Source organism: Luteibacter sp. TLI7-4A, assembly GCF_056754745.1.
On sequence record NZ_JBPGWO010000001.1, the window covers coordinates 3,594,077 to 3,611,573 of the forward strand.

Below are 17,497 nucleotides of genomic sequence, written 5' to 3' on the forward strand. Positions count from 1 at the left end.
TTTCGCTCTTAGCAAGGCCGCCTCATGCATTTCCGTCCCACCACCCTCGCCCTGGCGCTCGCGAGCGCCTTTGCCGCGCATGCCGCGGCAGGCCAGGAAGCCCCGCCACCCGCGCCGTCCACCGATCTGGAAGGCGTCAAGGTGGTCGGCAACTGGTTGGGAGAAGCGGCCAGCAACACGGTGGCGAACCACCCCGGCGCCCGCACGGTGGTGCGCCGCGAGGAATTGCGCGAAGCCGGCGCGGTGAACCTGCGTGACGCCCTGCGCCGTATTCCCGGCGTGCAGGTGCAGGAAAGCAACGGCACGGGCGGCAGCGACGTATCGCTCAACGTGGGCGTGCGGGGACTCACCTCGCGCCTTTCGCCACGCTCCACCATCCTGCTCGACGGCGTGCCCATCGCCGTGGCGCCGTACGGCCAGCCCCAGGTGTCCATGGCGCCGGTCGGCCTCGGCAACCTGCAGGCGGTCGATGTGGTCCGCGGTGGCGGGTCGGTGCGCTACGGGCCGCAGAACGTGGGCGGCATCATCAACTTCGTGACACGCGACATCCCGCAGGCCTTCGGCGGAAGCGCCGGCGTGCAGATGCAGGGCGGCGAACACGGGGGCATCCGCACCAACACCAACGCCTTCGTGGGCGGCACGATGGACAACGGGCTCGGGCTCGCCCTGCTCTACAACGGCCTGCATGGCCCGGGGTTCCGCGAGCACGAGGACAACGAGAGCATCGACGACGTGATGCTCAAGGCGAAGTACGCCTTCTCCCCCGAGGACACGCTCACCGGCAGCATCCATCACTACGACGGCCAGGCCGGCATGCCCGGTGGCCTGAACCAGGCCGACTACGACGCGGACCCGTTCCAGTCCCGCCGCCCGTTCGACGATTTCCACGGCCGCCGCACGGACTACGTGCTGAAGTACAGCCACGTCGACGACCGCCGTAGCTTCGAAGTGCAGACGTACTACTCGGACAGCTTCCGCGGCAGCCACATCGAGACGATCACGCGGAACGCGAACGGCAGCTATACGCACCAGCTCATCGCCTATCCGCGCAACTACCACGTGTTCTCCATCGAGCCGCGCTATTCGCAGCTGTTCGACTGGGGCCAGGTCACCCATGAGATCGGCGTCGGCTACCGCTACACCAGCGAGGCGATGCACGAGCGCACCCTGCGCAACAACCGCTACATCTCCAACCTCTCCTACACCCCGTACGATAGCTTCCCCTATGGCGGCCCTTATGTGCTATCCGGCAACAACACCGGCAGCAACGAAGCGCATGCGCTGTACGTCGACGACACCATCAACGCGGGAAACTGGACGATCACGCCGGGTATCCGCTACGAACGCATCGACAGCGAATGGCAGGCACATCCGAGCGCGACGGTGATTGTCAGGGGGCCGACGGAGCGGACGAAAGACTATTCAAAGCCGTTGCCATCGCTCAACGTCATCTACCACCTGAGTGACGCGTTGAAGCTCTACGCGAACGCGGAAACCTCGTTCGGTTCGTTGCAGTACTTCCAGATCGGGCAGAAGGATTCGAACAACCAGTTCGCCGCCGGACTGAAACCCGAGACGGCGCGCACGTACGAGATCGGCACGCGCTACGACACGAAGGCGTGGGGCGGAGAGATCTCGCTGTTCCGGATCAACTTCGACCACGAGCTGCAACTGGTCGGCAAGCTGCCGAACGTGCCGGACTCGTACGAAGGCTGGACCAGCCTCGGCGCGACGACGCACAAGGGCGTCGAATCCGCGACGCACGTCGACCTGGGCGCCTTCAGCGACGCACTGGACGGCCTCACGTTATGGGGTACGGCCACGTACACCCATGCGTTCTACAAGCACGGCTCGTTCGAAGGCCGCGACTTGCCGTTCTACTCGCGGCGCACGGCCAATCTCGGCTTGCGCTACGGCATCGCGCAGTGGACGTTCAACCTCGACGCGTTCGCGCAGTCGAAACAGCATTCGCCGGGTTCGCCGAGCTTCGATCCCGCGAATCCCACGGAATACATCACCGAGCCTTCGCCCGAAGGCGACCTCGGCGACATCCCCGGCTGGACGACCTGGAACGCCCGCGCCGAGTACGCCTTCGGCCCGTCGGCATCGAACCTCCGCCTGGGCGTGGGTGTGAAGAACCTCACGGACAAGCGCTACTTCACGCGCTCGACCGATAACAACGACGGTATCTACGTCGGCCTGCCGCGCACGTACTTCGTGCAGGCCTCGGTGGACTTCTGACATGACGCCCTCGCCGCGCCGCTTTCGCTCCACGTTGAAGACCCTGCACTTGTGGCTCGGGCTCAGCCTCGGGGTGCTGCTGGCGCTGGTGACGCTCTCGGGAAGCGTACTGTTGTTCGAGCAGCCGCTGTTCGCCGCGGGACATCCCGAGCTGGCGTCGCGCCCCTTGCCGGATCTCGCGACACAAGGCAGGTCGTTGCAGGCGATCCTCTCGTCGCCCGAGGGGAAGGGGTTGCGCGGGCTATCGCTGCCCGATGCGGAACTGCCGGTGTGGGAAGCACAGGAACGCGGCGGCAATCGCAGCTATTTCGACGCGAGCACGGGCGAGCTGCTGTTGCGCCGGAGCAAGTCCGGAGACGGTCTGCTTCTCCTGCTCGACTGGCATACGCACCTGTTGACCGGCGAAGTGGGCGAGACCGTGCTCGGCGTCGTCGCCTGCACGGGATTGTTCATGCTGTTTTCCGGCGTGTGGCTTTACTGGCCTGGGCGCCGGCGTGCGCTGAAGCACCTGAAGCCCCATGCGAATCCGCCGGTGTTGCGCTGGGCGAGCTTCCACCGTTTGGTCGGCGTCGCCGCGTTGCCCTTGCTGATCGTGATGATCGGCACGGGGACGACCATGGCCTATCGGGGCGCCGTGCGTAGCGGACTCACCGCGGCATTCGGCGAGCCCGCACCGGCGAAGCCACCCAAACTGCTGCCCACGCGGACACCGATCGATTGGGTGGCCGTGCTCCAGGCCGCGCAGGCCGCGGCGCCGGAAGCGCAACTCACCCGCCTGACCCTGCCATCGAAAGACAACGGCAGCGTGGTGCTGCGCATCCGCCGTCCCGGCGAGTGGAACCTGGCCGGACGCAGTTCGTTATGGATGGACCCTGGCACGGCGGCCGTGATCGGGGGCGTGGATGCGACGAAGCTCGGCCCGGGCGGCCGTCTCGCCGACGCGTTGTTCCCGATTCACTCGGCGGCCGTGGGCGGCACGACTTGGCGCGTGGTCGCCTGCTTCACCGGCCTGCTTCCGATGTTCCTGCTGGTGACCGGATTCCTCTTCTGGCGCGCGCGCACGCGCCGGAGGCCCTCTTCCCCCTGAGACCATCAGTCCCCCGAGGCCATCAGTCCCCCGAGGCCATCAGTCCCTGAGGCCATCAGTCCCTGAGGCCATCAGTCCCCTGTGGGAGCCGCTTCAGCGGTGAAAGCTCCGCCACACGCCCGCACTTCGCCCCGATATCGACTCGCTGTCGCCCCGTGCCCGCATTTATCCTGCCTCCCGTCTTTCAAGGGGAACTCCACATGCGTCGCACCCTGCTCGCCCTCACCACCCTCACCACCCTCACCACCCTCGCCGCCTTGCCCGCCGTCGCGGCGGACAACGGGGACTGGACCACACCCGTGGCGCCGCACAAGATCTACGGCAACACCTATTACGTCGGCACCAAGGGCCTCTCGTCCATCCTCGTCACATCGCCCCAGGGTCACGTGCTGATTGACGTGCCGATGGCCGACAACGTGCCGCTCATCGAGGCGAACATCCGCAAGCTCGGTTTTCGCGTGGAGGACGTCAAGCTCGTCCTCAACTCGCATGCGCACTTCGACCACGCCGGCGGTATCGCGCAGTTCGCGAAGGACAGCGGGGCGACGGTACGCGCCACGGCCGCCGGCGCGAAAGAGATGGGGCTCGGCGGTGACGACGCGACCGATCCGCAGCACGGCGAAGCGCCGTTGTACGCGAAGGTGGATGCCATCGGTGATGTCGACGATGGCACGGTGGTACGCATGGGCAAGCTTGCGTTGACCGCACACATCACGCCCGGGCACACACCCGGCGGTACGGCGTGGACATGGACATCGTGCGAGGGCACGGCCTGCAAGACCATCGCCTATGTCGACAGCCTGTTCGCCTTCTCCGCCGATGGCTATCGCTACAGCGACCATCCTTCGTATGTGGCGGAGTATCGCAAGACCTTCGATCGCGTCGCTGCGTTGCCTTGCGACATGCTGATCACGCCGCATCCTTCGCAGGGCGAGGGGAAGACGTGCGCGGCGTACGCGGAAGCCGGTCGTCAACGGCTGGACGAGAAACTCGCCCAGGAAGCCAAGCGGTAAGCCTGTTTACAGGGGCTTTGCCAGCATGGCCGCGATGCGCGCGTCTTTCTCGGCCCATAGCTGGTTCACCCAGGCCTGGAAGCGTTCGCGGAACGCGTCGTCGTTTTCATAGTCGCCACGCAGCGACGGCAGGATCGGCAGGCGGCGAACATGGATGCGGATCTCGCGGATCCGGCCGGCGATCATGTCCATCATGGTGCTCGGGCCGCCGGGGTACACGATGGTGACATCGAGCACCTGGCGGATCGCGTCGCCCATGGCGTCGATCACGAAGGCCACGCCACCGGCCTTCGGACGAAGGAGGTGGGTGTACGGCGATTTCTGCGCGTCGTGCTTGGCCGGGGTGAACCGGGTGCCTTCAGTGAAGTTCATGATCGATACCGGCAGGTGCCGGAATTTCTCGCAGGCGCGGCGGGTGGCTTCGCGGTCCTTGCCGCGCAGTTCCGGCCGCGCTTCGAGTTGCTGCCGCGAATGGCGCTTCATGAACGGGAAATCGAGGGCCCACCATGCCGGCCCGAGCAAGGGCACCCAGATGAGTTCGCTCTTCAGGAAAAAGCGCATGAACGGAATCCGGCGGTTGAAGATCTTCTGCAACGCGGGGATGTCGACCCAGCTTTGGTGGTTGCACACCACCAGATAATTCTCACGCCGGCCGAGGTTCTCGATGCCTTCCACCTGCCAGCGCGTACGCGTGAACGCGCCGAACAGCCAGCCGTTGAATCCCAGCCAGCTTTCCGCGATCCACACCAGCACGGCACCGATGGAGCGGCGCAGCGAGGCCAGCGGGACGATCAGGCGCAACCCCGTCACGACGAACAGCGGCAGCACGTGGCATACCGTGCTGACGAACAGCAAGATGCAGGCAAGGGGGACGCGCAGGAAGACGGGGAGTTTTGCGAACATGGACGGGCAGGTGGGGGTGGGATGCCGAGTCTACAGCGCGCGGAGGGTCAGGCACCCAGCTTCTCGTTCACCGAGGCCAGGTCCTGGCGGACCTTGTCCATCCCGTCCCAGGGATCCTTCTTCAACCGCGCCAGGCGCTTCGGTACGTTGCGAAGGTCGAACGCGTTGCCGGATCTGACTCGGCCCAATTCCTCCCAGCGCAAGGGAACCGCCACCGGCGCCCCCGGGCGTGATCGCAGGGAATACGAGGCCACCGCCGTGGCGCCGCGCCCGTTGCGCAGGTAGTCCACGTAGATCTTCCCGCGCCGGAAGCGCTTGGTCGCGGTCGCCACGAATTCCAGCGGATGCAGCGCCGCCATCGCTTCCGCGAAGCCACGGGCGAACGTCTTCACGGTGTCCCAATCGGCGCCGGGATTGAGCGGAACGACCACATGGAGTCCCTTGCCGCCGGTGGTGCGCAAGAAGGAGACCAGCCCGAGTTCATCGAGGAATCCCCGTACCATGCGCGCCGCCGCGACCACTCGCCGCCAGTCCACGTCGTCGCCGGGATCGAGGTCGAACACCACGCGGTCGGCCAGGTCGGGCGAGTCCACGTGGGAGCCCCATGGGTGGAATTCCACCGCGCCGAACTGGACGAGTTCGATCATGCCCGCCTCGTCACGCGGATACAGGTACACCGCCTGCGCACCCGTTTCCTCTTTCAGTTTCGCCGTACCCACGTGCTCCAGGCCGGCCATCACGTGCTTCTGGAAGAAACAGGGCGAACCGATGCCGCGCGGGCAACGGATGGTCGAGGTGGGCCGGTCGGCGATCGCCGGAAGCATCCAGGGCATGACGGTCCGGTAGTAATCCACCACGTCCTGCTTGGTGATTCCATCGTCTGGGAAGACCACGCGATCGGGATGGGTGATGACGATCGCATCGGCGCTCGCCCTGGCCGGAGCTCCCCTGGCCTTCGCCTTCTTCTTCGCGGGCGCCGGCGCGGTGCGGTCGGAATCGCGCAGGTCCGCCGGCGACTTGTCGACGCGCAACGCCTTCAGGCTAGGCTGGCGCAGCAGGTTCTGGTTGCCGATGCCACGGTAATAGACCTCCGCGACCGCCGTCGGTGGCACCCAGAGCGCACCGCGCAGGGTAGGATCGACCTGCACGATCTTCACCGTCGGCTCCTTCGTTCCACCCTTCGCCAGCGTTTCGCCGAGCGCGCGCAGCATTTCGTCCGTGAAGCCGGTGCCGACACGGCCGACATAGGTCCAGCCGCCTTCGGCATCCGGGCGGGCCAGCAGCAGCGACCCGAAGACCAGGCGGGAACCTTTCGCCGGCGTGTAACCGACCACGGCGAATTCATCGCTTTCGAGCCGCTTGATCTTCTGCCAGTCGTCACTGCGCCCGGCGTGATAACCGCCATCCGCGCGCTTGGAGATGATGCCCTCCAGCTTCTGTTCCATCGCCATGGCGAACACGTCGTCGCCGTGGCCGACCTGGTGTCCGCTATAGGCGAGGTGCGCGGGTGCGTGCGCGAGCAGGCGTTCGAGCAGTGCCTTGCGTTGGGACAACGGCACGCGGGTGAGGTCGTAACCCTCCAGGTAGGGCAGGTCGAACAGCATGTACACCAGCGGTGCCTGCGCTTCGCCCGACAAGGTGCGTTGCAGGGCGTTGAAATCGCTGCGCCCCCGCGCATCGATCGCGATCAGTTCGCCGTCCAGCCGCAGGCTGTCCAGGCCGAGGCTTTCGATGGCCGCGACGATTTCCGGAAGGCGATCGTTCCAGGGCAGGGCGTTGCGCGACCAGAGCATCGCCTTGCCCTTGGCCACGCCCGTGAGGATGCGGTAACCATCCCACTTCACCTCGTGCAACCAGCCGTCGCCCTGTGGCGGTGACTCGCGAAGACGGGCGAGCTGCGGCGCGAAGAAGTCGGCGCTGGCTCGTGCCTTGCGGGCGCCATCCAGCGCGGCCGCCGCCTTGGCAAGCGTGGCGGCCGACACCTTGCGTGCCTTCGGTGGCGCTTTCCTGCGCGACGTGGATTTCTTCGCCGCCGCGCGCAGCCCGGGTGTCGTCGCCGCGCGGCGTGTGCTTTCGCGCATCTTCGCGTCCAGCAGGTCGTCCGCTTCCACGTCGCCCGCGTAGGCATCGTCCGCCTTGATCAGGAACCACGCGGGCTGCCGCTCCTTCTTCGCGCCACGCACGAGGTGCCACTCGCCCTTGAGCCGCTTGCCGAACAGTTCGAAGGTGAGATGGCCCTTGCGGATCTGTGCCTCGGCGTCGCCTCGCGTAGCCCATACGCCACGATCGAACAGGTCGACGTGTCCCTTCCCGTATCCTTCCTCGATGTCGCCTTCGAAGCTGGCATAGGACACGGGATGGTCTTCCACTTCCACCGCCAGCCGTTTCACCCTGGGGTCGTAGCTTGGCCCCTTGGGCACCGCCCAGCTACGCAGCACGTCGCCCACCTGGAGGCGAAAATCGAAGTGCCGGCGTGAGGCGTGGTGCAGCTGCACCACGAAGATGGCGCGGCCGCCGCCGAGGGCGGAATCGTCCGGCGCGGGTTCGCGGGTCTTCGCGAAGTTTCGCTTGCGGCGGTAGTCCTGCAGGGTCATGCGCCGATGGTTGGCGAGGCCGGGTGAACGCACCGTGCAATGCGGCCGCGCGTTGTCATCGCATTTTCAGATTCGTCGTATGGGATGCGTGTTGGCCGGTGGGCAGACTTCCAGGACATCTGTCCCCCAGGGAACCCGCCCCATGCCCTCGCCGTCCACGTACCGGTTCTTCGTTGCCACCGCCCTCCTGCTCGCGGTGGGCCCATCGCAGGCGGGATGCCTGGGCCATCCGTCGCAGGGCACGCCGCAACCGCTTTCCTTCGGTACCGTCGAGGCGGCGGTGGATGCGGCACCGCGAACCGTGCTCGCGGAACGCGTCACCACCGGTTGGGATTCCCCCGGCTTCAAATGCGTCAAGCCGACACGTACCGCCAGCCTGGGTGTTTTCACGACTCCCAGCGCCCTGGGAGACGGAATCTACGACACCAATGTGCCCGGCGTCGGTATTCGTATCCAGTTCCACCATAGCGGCCAGGGTGACCTGGTCGTGCCGTATAGCTCGCACATTCCTTGGATTTTCGACGGCAAGCTGAGCAACGCGCGGTTCACCGTGCAACTCGTCAAGACGGGGCCGATCCTCGAAGGAGGGTCCCTGACGCGGGGCACCCTGGCCCGGGCCGGTTACGACGGCCAAGCCCAGGTATGGACCGACTTGCTCGACGCGCGCGTAGAGCCGCAGCGGCCCACCTGTGCTTTCGCCTCGCGCCGACTGGTCTTCCCGATCGGCAACGTCGAAGGCGGCACCCTCGCCGTGGCCGGAAGCAGTCATTGGGCCACGCAGCAACTGGTCGCCACGGGATGCACGAACGCCACCCAGATACTCCTGACCTTCGCCGGCGCGGCGGACGAGGCCGATGCCACCCTGTTCAAGCTCACCGGCAACGGTGCCGCGACGGGTGTCGCCGTGGAACTTCGCAGCGACGATCCCGATGCCCAGGCCATTCCCAACAGCGCCGCTCCGCTCATCCTGGGCGCGGTGCAGGAAGGCCGGAATTATGGCTTCCGGGCCCGCTATCGCACGACCGGAAAGCCCATCGCCCCAGGCTCCGCGAATGCGAGTGTCACCGTGAATGTCGCCTATCGTTGAAGCTCGCCGTCGGCAGAGGCGCTGACCGGCTGCCTGCGGCTCAGGCCGAGCGCCGCCACCAGGGCCGAGAGTACCGACAGGCCCGCCGAAAAAAGCATGACCGCACGGAAACCCGCTACGAAGGATTCCCCGATCACACGGCGCGCGTCGGCGTTCGCGACTTGAATGCCGGCCAGCTTGGCGCGTTGCGTCACGATGCCGTGCACGGTGTCGCCATCCAGGTTCAACGTCGCCAACCGGGTATCCAGCGTGGCATTGAACACTTCGGTCAACACCACGCCGAACACCGCGATGGCGAGTAACCCCGCGGTGCGCGATATCGCGTTGTTGATGCCCGAAGCGGTGCCGGCCAACGAGGGATCGAGGGCATTCATCACCGTGGTGGTGAGAGGAGCGACGACGATGCTCATGCCCAAGCCGAGCACGCAGCTGGCCGGAAAGAACGTCGTCCAATAGCTTGCACCGACGCCGGGCAGCGCGTACAGGCCAAAGCCGGCGGCGGCCACGAGCGGCCCCACCATCAACGGCAGCCGGGCGCCGACGTGGTCGACCAGTTGGCCGGTCCAGCGCGACAGGGCGAACATGATCACGATCACGGGCAGCAAGGAGGCGCCCGCGCCGGTCGCGCCGTAGCCTTGCACCTGGATCAGGTTCAGTGGGATGAAGAACAGGCTCCCGCCGAGCGCCGCGTACAGCAGCAGCGTGAGTGCGTTGGCCGCCGAGAAATCGCGGTTGCGGAACAGGCGCAGCGGCAACATCGGCGTGCTCGTGCGGCGTTCCACCAGGATGAAGGCGACAAGTGCCGCCACGCCCACGCAGGCGGCGCCGGCGACCGACGGGGCGGACCATCCGCGCAGCGGTCCTTCGATCAGTGCGAAGACGACGCCTGCCAGCCCCGATGTCGCCAGGACGGCGCCGCCGATGTCGAGTTGGCCACTGGCGAGACCGCCACGGCTCTCGGGTACCCGCCACCAGCATATCGCCACGAGTGCCACGCCGAGCGGCAGGTTGATCAGGAAGGCCCAGTGCCAGGACACATGCTCGACCAGGTATCCGCCGAGCACCGGCCCGGCCGCCGCCGTGATACCGCTGAAGGCGGACCAGGTGCCGATGGCGGCGCCCCGCCGCTCCTTGGGAAACGCACTGCTGATGAGCGCGAGGCTGCCGGGTACGAGGAGGGCGGCACCGAACCCTTGTATGGCGCGCCCGCCGATAAGGGCGGCTATGCCCGGTGCTCCCGCGCAAACCAGCGAAGCCAGTGTGAATACCGCCGTGCCGATCATGAACACGCGACGGCGTCCGAAGCGGTCACCGAGCACGCCACCGACCAACAGCAAGGCGGATAGAAGCAGGGCATAGGCTTCCATCACCCATTGCGCGTCCGCCGTCGTGGCGTCCAGGGCTTTCTGGATGGCCGGCAAGGCGACATTGACGATCGTGCCGTCGACGAAGGCCATGCCCGAGCCGACGATGGCGGCGACGAGGGTCCAGCGGCGTGCGGCGTCGCCGCAATCGACGGCATCCTCGCCGGCCGCGCGCTCGTCGGGGTAGGGGTTCGGAAGGGTCATGGCGGGCAGCCTAGCGCGTCGACGGGGGTGACGCCTTGCATGGCCCCACCCGGGCATTGTCGATCTGGCGTGTCCCCGTTCGACGAATGGGTGAAAGGCCGCTCCCCGGCCCGCTCGAGCCCACCGGACTCAGGAGACTCCCCATGTCCCATCGTTTCCAGCGCATCACGCCATTCCTCTGGTTCGACACCGAGGCCGAGGAAGCCGCCAATCACTATGTCTCGATCTTCCCCCATTCGCGGGTGGTCGGCACGACACGTTATTCCAAGGAAGTATCGGCGGTTTCGGGCCGGCCGGAGGGCTCGGTGATGACGGTCGCCTTCGAACTGGACGGCCAACCCATCACCGCGCTCAACGGCGGGCCGACGTTCAAGTTCACCGAGGCGGTTTCCCTCGTCGTCCACTGCCACGATCAGGCCGAGATCGACCATTTCTGGGAGAAGCTATCGGCGGGGGGCGATCCGCGCGCCCAGGCCTGCGGTTGGCTGAAGGACAAGTACGGCCTGTCGTGGCAGGTGATCCCGGAGAATATCGAGGAGTTGGTGCAAAACCCCGGCTCCGTCGCCGCCCTGATGCACATGACCAAGCTCGACATCGCCGCGATGAAGGCGGCGGCGACCTGATCGTCGCGCATGCCCGGTGGTGTGACGCGGTCGCGTTGACATGAACTGCCCACGCGGCGAGAGTCGAACGTCACGCCAACCGGGGAGTGGGTCCATTGAATCGACGAGAGTTCGCGAAGGCGTTGGCCGCGGCGGGCGCCTTCAGCAGTGGCCTCTGGCCTGCGGTAAGGACGATGGCGGCGACGCCTTCACCCTTGGCGAGGGATCGCGTGGCAGTGGATCCGGATCGCCTCCTGGCCCTGCAGCAGGCCTTTCTCGATCTCCGCTTCGGCATGTTCATCCACTTGAACCTCGCCACTTTCGAGGAACGGGAGTGGGGCGATCCCGCGCTGTCGCCGAAGCTGTTCGATCCGAAGCACCTCGACACCGACCAGTGGGCGCGTGCCGCGAAGTCCGCCCACATGGGCTACGCCTGCCTCACCACCAAGCATCATGACGGCTTCTGCCTGTGGCCGACGCGGACCGGCAGCGCCAACATCATGCAATCCTCGTACCCGCACGATGTCGTGCGCCGCTACGTCGATTCGTTCCGCAAGGCGGGACTCAAGGTCTGCTTGTACTTCTCCATCCTCGACCTGCGCCAGGACATCCGCGCGCGCACGGTCACGCCGGAGAAGATCGCGCTGATCAAGGCGCAGATCACCGAATTGCTGACGAACTACGGCCCGCTCACCGCGTTGATCCTCGATGGCTGGAACGCATCCTGGTCGCGCATCTCGTACGCCGAGTTGCCGTATCGCGAGATCTACGACCTGGTGAAGTCGCTGCAGCCGGACTGCCTGCTCACCGACCACAACGCGGGCAGCTATCCCGGCACGGCGCTCTACTACACCGACATCAAGCAGTACGAGCAACACGCAGGGCAGAAGATCCCGCCGGACAGTCCCGTGCCTTCGCAATCGGGCACGACCTTGCAGAGCGACTGGTTCTGGAAGAAGGCCTATCCCACCTCGGAACTTGCGTCGGCGAAGACCATCGTCGAGGAATGGCTGAAGCCGTTCAACGACAACCACTGCAACCTCATCCTCAACGTGGCGCCGAACCGTGACGGCCGTTTCGACGACAACGCCGTGGCGCGGCTGGCCGAGATCGGCACGCTATGGAAGAACGAAGGGCCCGCGGCGAAGATCGGCCGCTCGGTGACGATCACCACGCCCGACCTCGCCGCCGGCAAGCCGGCATGGGCCAGTGCGAGCGATGAAGCCGTGGGCCCGGACCAGGCGTTCGACGATAACTTCCGCACCTACTGGCTTGCCGATCGCGGCAAGAACGAGGGTTGGATCGAGGTGCGCTTCGATGCGCCGGTGTCGTTCAATACCTTGTCCATCGTGGAACCGCTGCACGACGAGGACTATGGCGATACGAGCCGCATCGCGTCGTACAAGGTGGAAGTCGAACGCGACGGTGCGTGGGTGGAGGTGGTCTCCGGCACGAAGCCCGCGCACTACCAGTTCCACGAGGTGGCGCGTACGACGGCGAAACGCGTCAGGCTCAGCGTTGCCGGAAGGCAGCCGGGTATCACGGAGTTCGGTTTGTACGATGAACCGAGGGTGGCCGGCTGACGCCGAAGCGCCGTAGGAGCGGCGCTTCACGCCTTTAAAACCAAAGACTTGCCACCATGTTCTTGCGCCTGAGCCAACGCGCCGGGAGGTGACCCATGGCAACCGGATGGGCGGGCGATACCGCCGTGCAGGACCAGATCGATGCCACCGTGGACGACGCGGTGAAGCGCGCCCGTAGCCGCCTTGCGAAAGGGCCGAGCCTGGAGCGCTGCGAGGAGTGCGACAAGCCGATACCCGAGGCACGCCGTAAGGCGGTACCCGGCGTGCGGTTGTGCGTGGTGTGCCAGGAAGCGGCCGATCGCGAGGAAGCGGCGTTCGCCGGCTACAACCGCCGCGGGAGCAAGGACAGCCAGCTGCGTTGACGGCGCGGACTCACGAGGCCTCCCGCACCGCCTTGAGCGTCTTGTACAAGGTGGCGCGGGACAGGCCCAGGAGTTGGGTGATGTACGCCACGGCATTGCGCACGTCGAAAAGGCCGCGGGATTCCAGCGCCCCGACGACCGCTTCGCGATCGGCGAGGCTCATCGCCGCGAGCGTGGTGCCGCGGTCGACCAGGAACTGGCCGACGACATCGTTGATCTCTTCGCGCCAATCGCCGCGAAAAAGCGCCGACGGCCTCTCGCTGGTGTCGGCGAAGCGAAGGAATTCCCTCGAGACCGATTGCAGGGTTTCGAACATGCTCACGTCCAGATTGATGCAGAGCAGCCCCACGGGCTTGCGCCGGCCATCGCGCACGACGGCCGTTACCGACTTGAGCGAGCGCCCGTCCCCGTTGGTCTTCGCATAGGGACCGATGACCGGCGTATCCAGCGACATGACGCCATCGGCATCGGTCAACGACGCGTCGCCCGGTTCGCGGCGGGACAGGCGATTGGCGATGTGACGGATGGTGCCGGTCGCCAGGTCGTGGATCACCACCTCCGCATGCGGACGGAGCAGGGCGGCGATCGCATCGGCGACCGGGACGAAGGTGGAAAGGTGATCGGCCATGCACGGCATGATCCCCGCGTCGATACACCAAGTCCAGCCTGGACGTTTTGTGTCGTCAGCCCGGATAGTCCAGGCTGGGGTACCAGGTGGGCTTGCGTCCTTCCGGCGTGCAGTCGATCACCGTCCACAAGGGCATGAGGTCGGGCGCGCCACGCGGGTCTTCGCCGGGGTCGGCTGTCTCGAAGCCCATCTCGCCAGCCCAGAAGTGGCGGATCACCCCGTCGCGCCGGGTATAGACGTTGAGGGCGGGCTCGTCGCCGCCTTCCTTGCCGATCGCGTGGTAGTCGCGGCTGAACTCGCCGTTGGCGTCCGAATAGAGCTTCAGGTGCCGCCAGCCGCGCTCACGTGCGAAGGCCTGCATGCGTTCGTATGGCGACCGCGCGATGACCGCCAGGGCGACGTTCTGCTCCATGTCGCGGGCTTCGCCGTCCCAGGCGCTGAGCAAGGAGGTGCACATCGGGCAGGGGCGCTCGCGTTGCGGCCCGAACATCCAGCTGTACGTCACCAGGGTCGACTTGTCGCCGAACAGCGCGGCGAAATCGACCGGGCCGTGTTGGCCGATGAAGCGGTAGTTGCCGCGCACCTCGCCGCCGGGCGGGAGGGCGCGGCGCTGCACGGCCACGCGTTCGATATGCCGGCGCAGTTCGATTTCCTCGGCGAGCAGGGCATTGCGCGCCGCGCGATACTCGGCGCTTTCGTTCGGCATGCGGAACGTGTTGCGCGCGGCCAGTTCGGTGGCGGGCACGAGGGTCGGGGCGGTCATGTCGGTCTCCTTCGGTCAATCGCGGTCGGGTGCGCCCAGCGGAAAGAACGGACGATAGACGCGGGCCTCGTCGACGGCGCGGGCAAACGAGGGGCGGGCGAGCAGGCGTCGGCGGTACGCGTGCACGTGGGCGAATCGCGCGTCGATCGCGTGGGTCCAGTCCGCATAGAAAAGGAACGGAGCGGCCCCGCAGTCGGCCAGGCTGAAGCGGTCCCCGGTGGCCCATTCGCGGCCGGCCATGTGATGGTCGAGCCAGGCGTAGGCGGTGTCGAGCATCGCGCGCGCCTCGGCCACGCCATGCGCGTCGTGCTTGCCCTCGGGGCGCAATGCGTCGAAGACGATCCGTTGCTGCGGCGTCGACACGTAGTTGTCGAAGAAGCGGTCCATGTTGCGAACCTCGAGCGCCGCCTTGCGATCCTCGGGGAGCATCGGCGCCGGGCCGGGGTGATGGAGGTCCAGGTATTCGATGATGGTGCTGGCCTCGGTGACGGTGCGTCGGCCATCGACCAGGACCGGGAACCGCTTCAGTGGCCAAAGATCGGCGAACTCCGCATAAACCTCGGGATTCTCCGGTGACAGGAGCTTCCATTCGAACGGCGTGCCGTTCTCGTAGAGGGCCACCAGGGCTTTCTGGCAGTAGGACGAGAACGGGTGGGCGTAGAGCTTCAGGGTCATCGGTGCACCTGGGGTCGAGGGAGGCTTTCCCTTTCGTCGAACGACGGGAGGCGGTTTCGACATGACTTGGTATCCTGTCGCAAAGCCGAGGGAGCAGGGATGAGGATCGCGATCGCGGGCTACGGAACGGCGGGGCAGGCCAGCGCTATCCTGCTGTCGGGGCAGGGCCACGACATCACCGTTTTCGAGCAAAGCCCGGAGCCCGGCCCGGTGGGCGCGGGGTTCCTGCTACAGCCGACCGGCCTGGCCGTCCTGGAGCGCATGGGCTTGGCGGGACGGGCGTTGGCCCTCGGCCAGCGAATAGAGGAACTGCACGGCACCACGCCGCGGGGTCGCGCCGTGATGGCCATGCGATATCGCGACCGACGCGAAGGTTGCTTTGGATTGGGCATGACGCGGGGTGCGCTCTTCGAACTGCTGCGCGATGCGCACGCTGGCGCCTCCCGGGTCCGTACCGGCACGCGCATCGTGGGATACGACGCCACGGCGCACACCCTTGCCGATGCGGACGGCGAGGTCCATGGCCCTTACGACCTCGTCATTGCCGCCGACGGCGCGCATTCCGTGCTGCGAGGGGGATGCGGGCGGCACGTGCGCCGCCAGGCGTTGTATCCCTGGGGAGCCCTCTGGAGCCTGCTTCGCATCGACGACTGGCCGGAGCCCGACCGGTTGCTCCAGCGTTACGCGGGCACGCGCTCCATGATCGGCATGTTGCCGGTGGGAACGCGCCCGGGGCACGCGGGTCGCTGGATCACGTTCTACTACAGCTTGCCCGGCGAAGCCGTCGAACGCTTCGACGACGCCGGCGTAACGGCGATGAAGGCCAGGGTCGCCGAGATCTGGCCGGAGCTTTCTCCGCACGTGGCGCATTTCGGCCATGCCGGGCAATTACAGAGGGCACGTTATCGCGATGTCGTCCTGGCACGCCCGCACCATGGCCGGCTCGTGGTCATCGGTGATGCCGCCCACGCGATGAGCCCGCAGCTCGGCCAGGGTGTGAACATGGCGCTGCTCGACGCCGCCGCGCTTGCGGATGCACTGGCTTCGCACAGCGACCTGGCGGTGGCGCTGGATGCCTATCGCCGCGAGCGCCACGCTCATGTTCGCGCGTACCAGCGCATGAGTCGTTGGCTGACTCCATTGTTCCAGTCCGACCGCACCGCCCTGGGGTGGTGCCGCGACGCGCTGTTCGGACCCATCGGGCGTGCCCCGGGTGCGCGCGGGCCGATGCTTCGCATCCTCACGGGAGAACTGCGTCATCCGGCGCAGGATGGCGTCGGCCAAATCGCGAACGATCCATACTCGCCTGGGTACACCGGCTCCGATTAACCTCGTGCCATCCGGATCAGGAGCCGCCCATGAAACGCTTGCTCGTCGGCCTCGCGCTGTCCCTCTCGCTCGCATCGTCGGCCATCGCCAGCGTGCCCATCTGGGGCGCGAAGCAGTCGAGTCCGGCCGATACCCCTCCCTCGGCCTTGAAGCCCGGTGAGTGGATATGGGGTGGGCGCGGCGCCTCCCCCGGGCCCATGGCGGTGATCGTGAGCCTCACCGAGCAGAAGGCCTATGCGTACCGCAACGGTATCCTCATCGGCGTGACCACGGTCAGCACGGGCAAGAAGGGCTATGAAACGCCGACGGGGGTGTTCACGATCCTGCAGAAGGACAAGGACCACCACTCCAAGAAGTACGACAACGCGCCCATGCCGTACCAGCAGCGGCTGACCTGGGATGGCGTGGCCCTGCATGCGGGCGGCCTTCCCGGCTATCCGGAATCGCACGGTTGCGTGCACCTGCCGACCGAGTTCGCGAAGCTGCTGTTCGACGCGACGAACATGGGCATGACCGTGGTGGTGGCCGAGGAAGGCACGGCGCCGGTGACGGTGGTGCATCCCACCGCCGTGATTCCCATCGACCCCCGCAATGGCGCCGACCTGAACCTCGAACCGCTGGCCGATGGGCAGCTCTACCGATGGACGCCGGAAGCCTCGCCGACCGGACCGATCTCCATGGTGCTGAGCGTGGCCGATGGCCGGGTCATCGTGTTCCGCAACGGCATCGAGATCGGCCGCAGCCAGGTGCAGGTGCGCGATCCCCTGGCCGGCACGCATGCCTTCATCGTCGCTTCCGGCTACATGCCCGACGCGCCGCAGCGATCGGGCCTGCGGATGCCGAACTGGATCACCATCGGCATCCCCGGGCATGGCGACGAAGCGGGCAAGGTGGTGGACGAGGCGCTCGTGGATCGCGTGGCCGTGCCACGTGAGTTCATGGAGAAAGTGCTGCCCTTGCTGTCGCCGGGTTCGGTGCTTCTCGCGACCGATGAAAGCATCCAGCCCGCGAGCACGGGGTCGAAGGTGCAGGTGATCGACTCGAACCCTCCCGGCGCCTGAG

General features: G+C 66.6%; 15 protein-coding genes. 9 read left to right on the top strand and 6 right to left on the bottom strand.

What is annotated here, in order from left to right; translation table 11 throughout:
• The first annotated feature begins 24 nt into the window (after positions 1-24).
• From ACR9Y6_RS15760 to bla, 3 genes are all read left to right on the top strand, one after another.
• Complete coding sequence (locus ACR9Y6_RS15760) at positions 25-2,241, top strand: TonB-dependent receptor family protein (protein ID WP_481282139.1); 2,217 nt, start codon at positions 25-27, stop codon at positions 2,239-2,241.
• 1 nt (position 2,242) lies between these two features.
• On the top strand, positions 2,243-3,328 hold the full coding sequence (locus tag ACR9Y6_RS15765; RefSeq protein ID WP_481282140.1) for a PepSY-associated TM helix domain-containing protein: 1,086 nt from the start codon (positions 2,243-2,245) through the stop codon (positions 3,326-3,328).
• Between the two features lie 200 nt (positions 3,329-3,528).
• Positions 3,529-4,341 carry a subclass B3 metallo-beta-lactamase gene (gene bla / locus ACR9Y6_RS15770; RefSeq protein ID WP_481282141.1) on the top strand — a complete coding sequence of 271 codons (813 nt, stop codon included), beginning with the start codon at positions 3,529-3,531 and terminating at the stop codon, positions 4,339-4,341.
• 6 nt (positions 4,342-4,347) lie between these two features.
• Here bla and ACR9Y6_RS15775 read toward each other — a convergent pair whose 3' ends face one another.
• Positions 4,348-5,244 carry an acyltransferase gene (locus tag ACR9Y6_RS15775; protein WP_481282142.1) on the bottom strand — a complete coding sequence of 299 codons (897 nt, stop codon included), beginning with the start codon at positions 5,242-5,244 and terminating at the stop codon, positions 4,348-4,350.
• A gap of 47 nt (positions 5,245-5,291) precedes the next feature.
• On the bottom strand, positions 5,292-7,838 hold the full coding sequence (gene ligD, locus ACR9Y6_RS15780; RefSeq protein ID WP_481282744.1) for a DNA ligase D: 2,547 nt from the start codon (positions 7,836-7,838) through the stop codon (positions 5,292-5,294).
• A gap of 142 nt (positions 7,839-7,980) precedes the next feature.
• Here ligD and ACR9Y6_RS15785 point away from each other — a divergent pair, with 142 nt between their 5' ends.
• Positions 7,981-8,925 (top strand): fimbrial protein, encoded by a 945-nt coding sequence (locus ACR9Y6_RS15785; RefSeq protein WP_481282143.1) that lies wholly within the window; start codon positions 7,981-7,983, stop codon positions 8,923-8,925.
• On the opposite strand, the gene ACR9Y6_RS15790 is transcribed toward ACR9Y6_RS15785, so the two are convergent.
• The gene (locus ACR9Y6_RS15790; protein ID WP_481282144.1) at positions 8,916-10,493 is read right to left on the bottom strand and encodes a DHA2 family efflux MFS transporter permease subunit; all 1,578 of its coding nucleotides are present in this window, start codon (positions 10,491-10,493) and stop codon (positions 8,916-8,918) included. The genes ACR9Y6_RS15785 and ACR9Y6_RS15790 overlap by 10 nt on opposite strands.
• 143 nt (positions 10,494-10,636) lie before the next feature.
• On the opposite strand from ACR9Y6_RS15790, the gene ACR9Y6_RS15795 reads away from it, so the two are divergent.
• From ACR9Y6_RS15795 to ACR9Y6_RS15805, 3 genes are all read left to right on the top strand, one after another.
• Positions 10,637-11,116: a VOC family protein gene (locus tag ACR9Y6_RS15795; protein WP_481282145.1), complete on the top strand. Its 480-nt coding sequence runs from the start codon at positions 10,637-10,639 to the stop codon at positions 11,114-11,116.
• A gap of 209 nt (positions 11,117-11,325) precedes the next feature.
• Positions 11,326-12,678: an alpha-L-fucosidase gene (locus ACR9Y6_RS15800; protein WP_481282146.1), complete on the top strand. Its 1,353-nt coding sequence runs from the start codon at positions 11,326-11,328 to the stop codon at positions 12,676-12,678.
• Positions 12,679-12,773: 95 nt separating this feature from the next.
• The gene (locus tag ACR9Y6_RS15805; protein WP_306848771.1) at positions 12,774-13,040 is read left to right on the top strand and encodes a DksA/TraR family C4-type zinc finger protein; all 267 of its coding nucleotides are present in this window, start codon (positions 12,774-12,776) and stop codon (positions 13,038-13,040) included.
• 10 nt (positions 13,041-13,050) lie between these two features.
• On the opposite strand, the gene ACR9Y6_RS15810 is transcribed toward ACR9Y6_RS15805, so the two are convergent.
• From ACR9Y6_RS15810 to ACR9Y6_RS15820, 3 genes are read right to left on the bottom strand one after another with little or no spacing between them, the layout of a single operon-like run.
• Entirely contained in the window at positions 13,051-13,668 is a 618-nt protein-coding gene (locus ACR9Y6_RS15810) for a helix-turn-helix transcriptional regulator (RefSeq protein ID WP_481282147.1), read from the bottom strand.
• A gap of 55 nt (positions 13,669-13,723) precedes the next feature.
• On the bottom strand, positions 13,724-14,431 hold the full coding sequence (locus ACR9Y6_RS15815; protein ID WP_481282148.1) for a DUF899 family protein: 708 nt from the start codon (positions 14,429-14,431) through the stop codon (positions 13,724-13,726).
• A 15-nt stretch (positions 14,432-14,446) separates the two neighbouring features.
• The gene (locus ACR9Y6_RS15820) at positions 14,447-15,106 is read right to left on the bottom strand and encodes a glutathione S-transferase family protein (protein ID WP_481282149.1); all 660 of its coding nucleotides are present in this window, start codon (positions 15,104-15,106) and stop codon (positions 14,447-14,449) included.
• A gap of 99 nt (positions 15,107-15,205) precedes the next feature.
• Between ACR9Y6_RS15820 and ACR9Y6_RS15825 the strand changes: the two genes are divergently transcribed.
• Positions 15,206-16,435, top strand: coding sequence for an FAD-dependent oxidoreductase (locus tag ACR9Y6_RS15825; protein WP_481282150.1), 1,230 nt, complete (start codon positions 15,206-15,208; stop codon positions 16,433-16,435).
• A 29-nt stretch (positions 16,436-16,464) separates the two neighbouring features.
• Positions 16,465-17,496, top strand: a complete 1,032-nt coding sequence (locus ACR9Y6_RS15830; RefSeq protein WP_481282151.1) for a L,D-transpeptidase — start codon at positions 16,465-16,467, stop codon at positions 17,494-17,496.
• Position 17,497 lies beyond the last annotated feature (1 nt).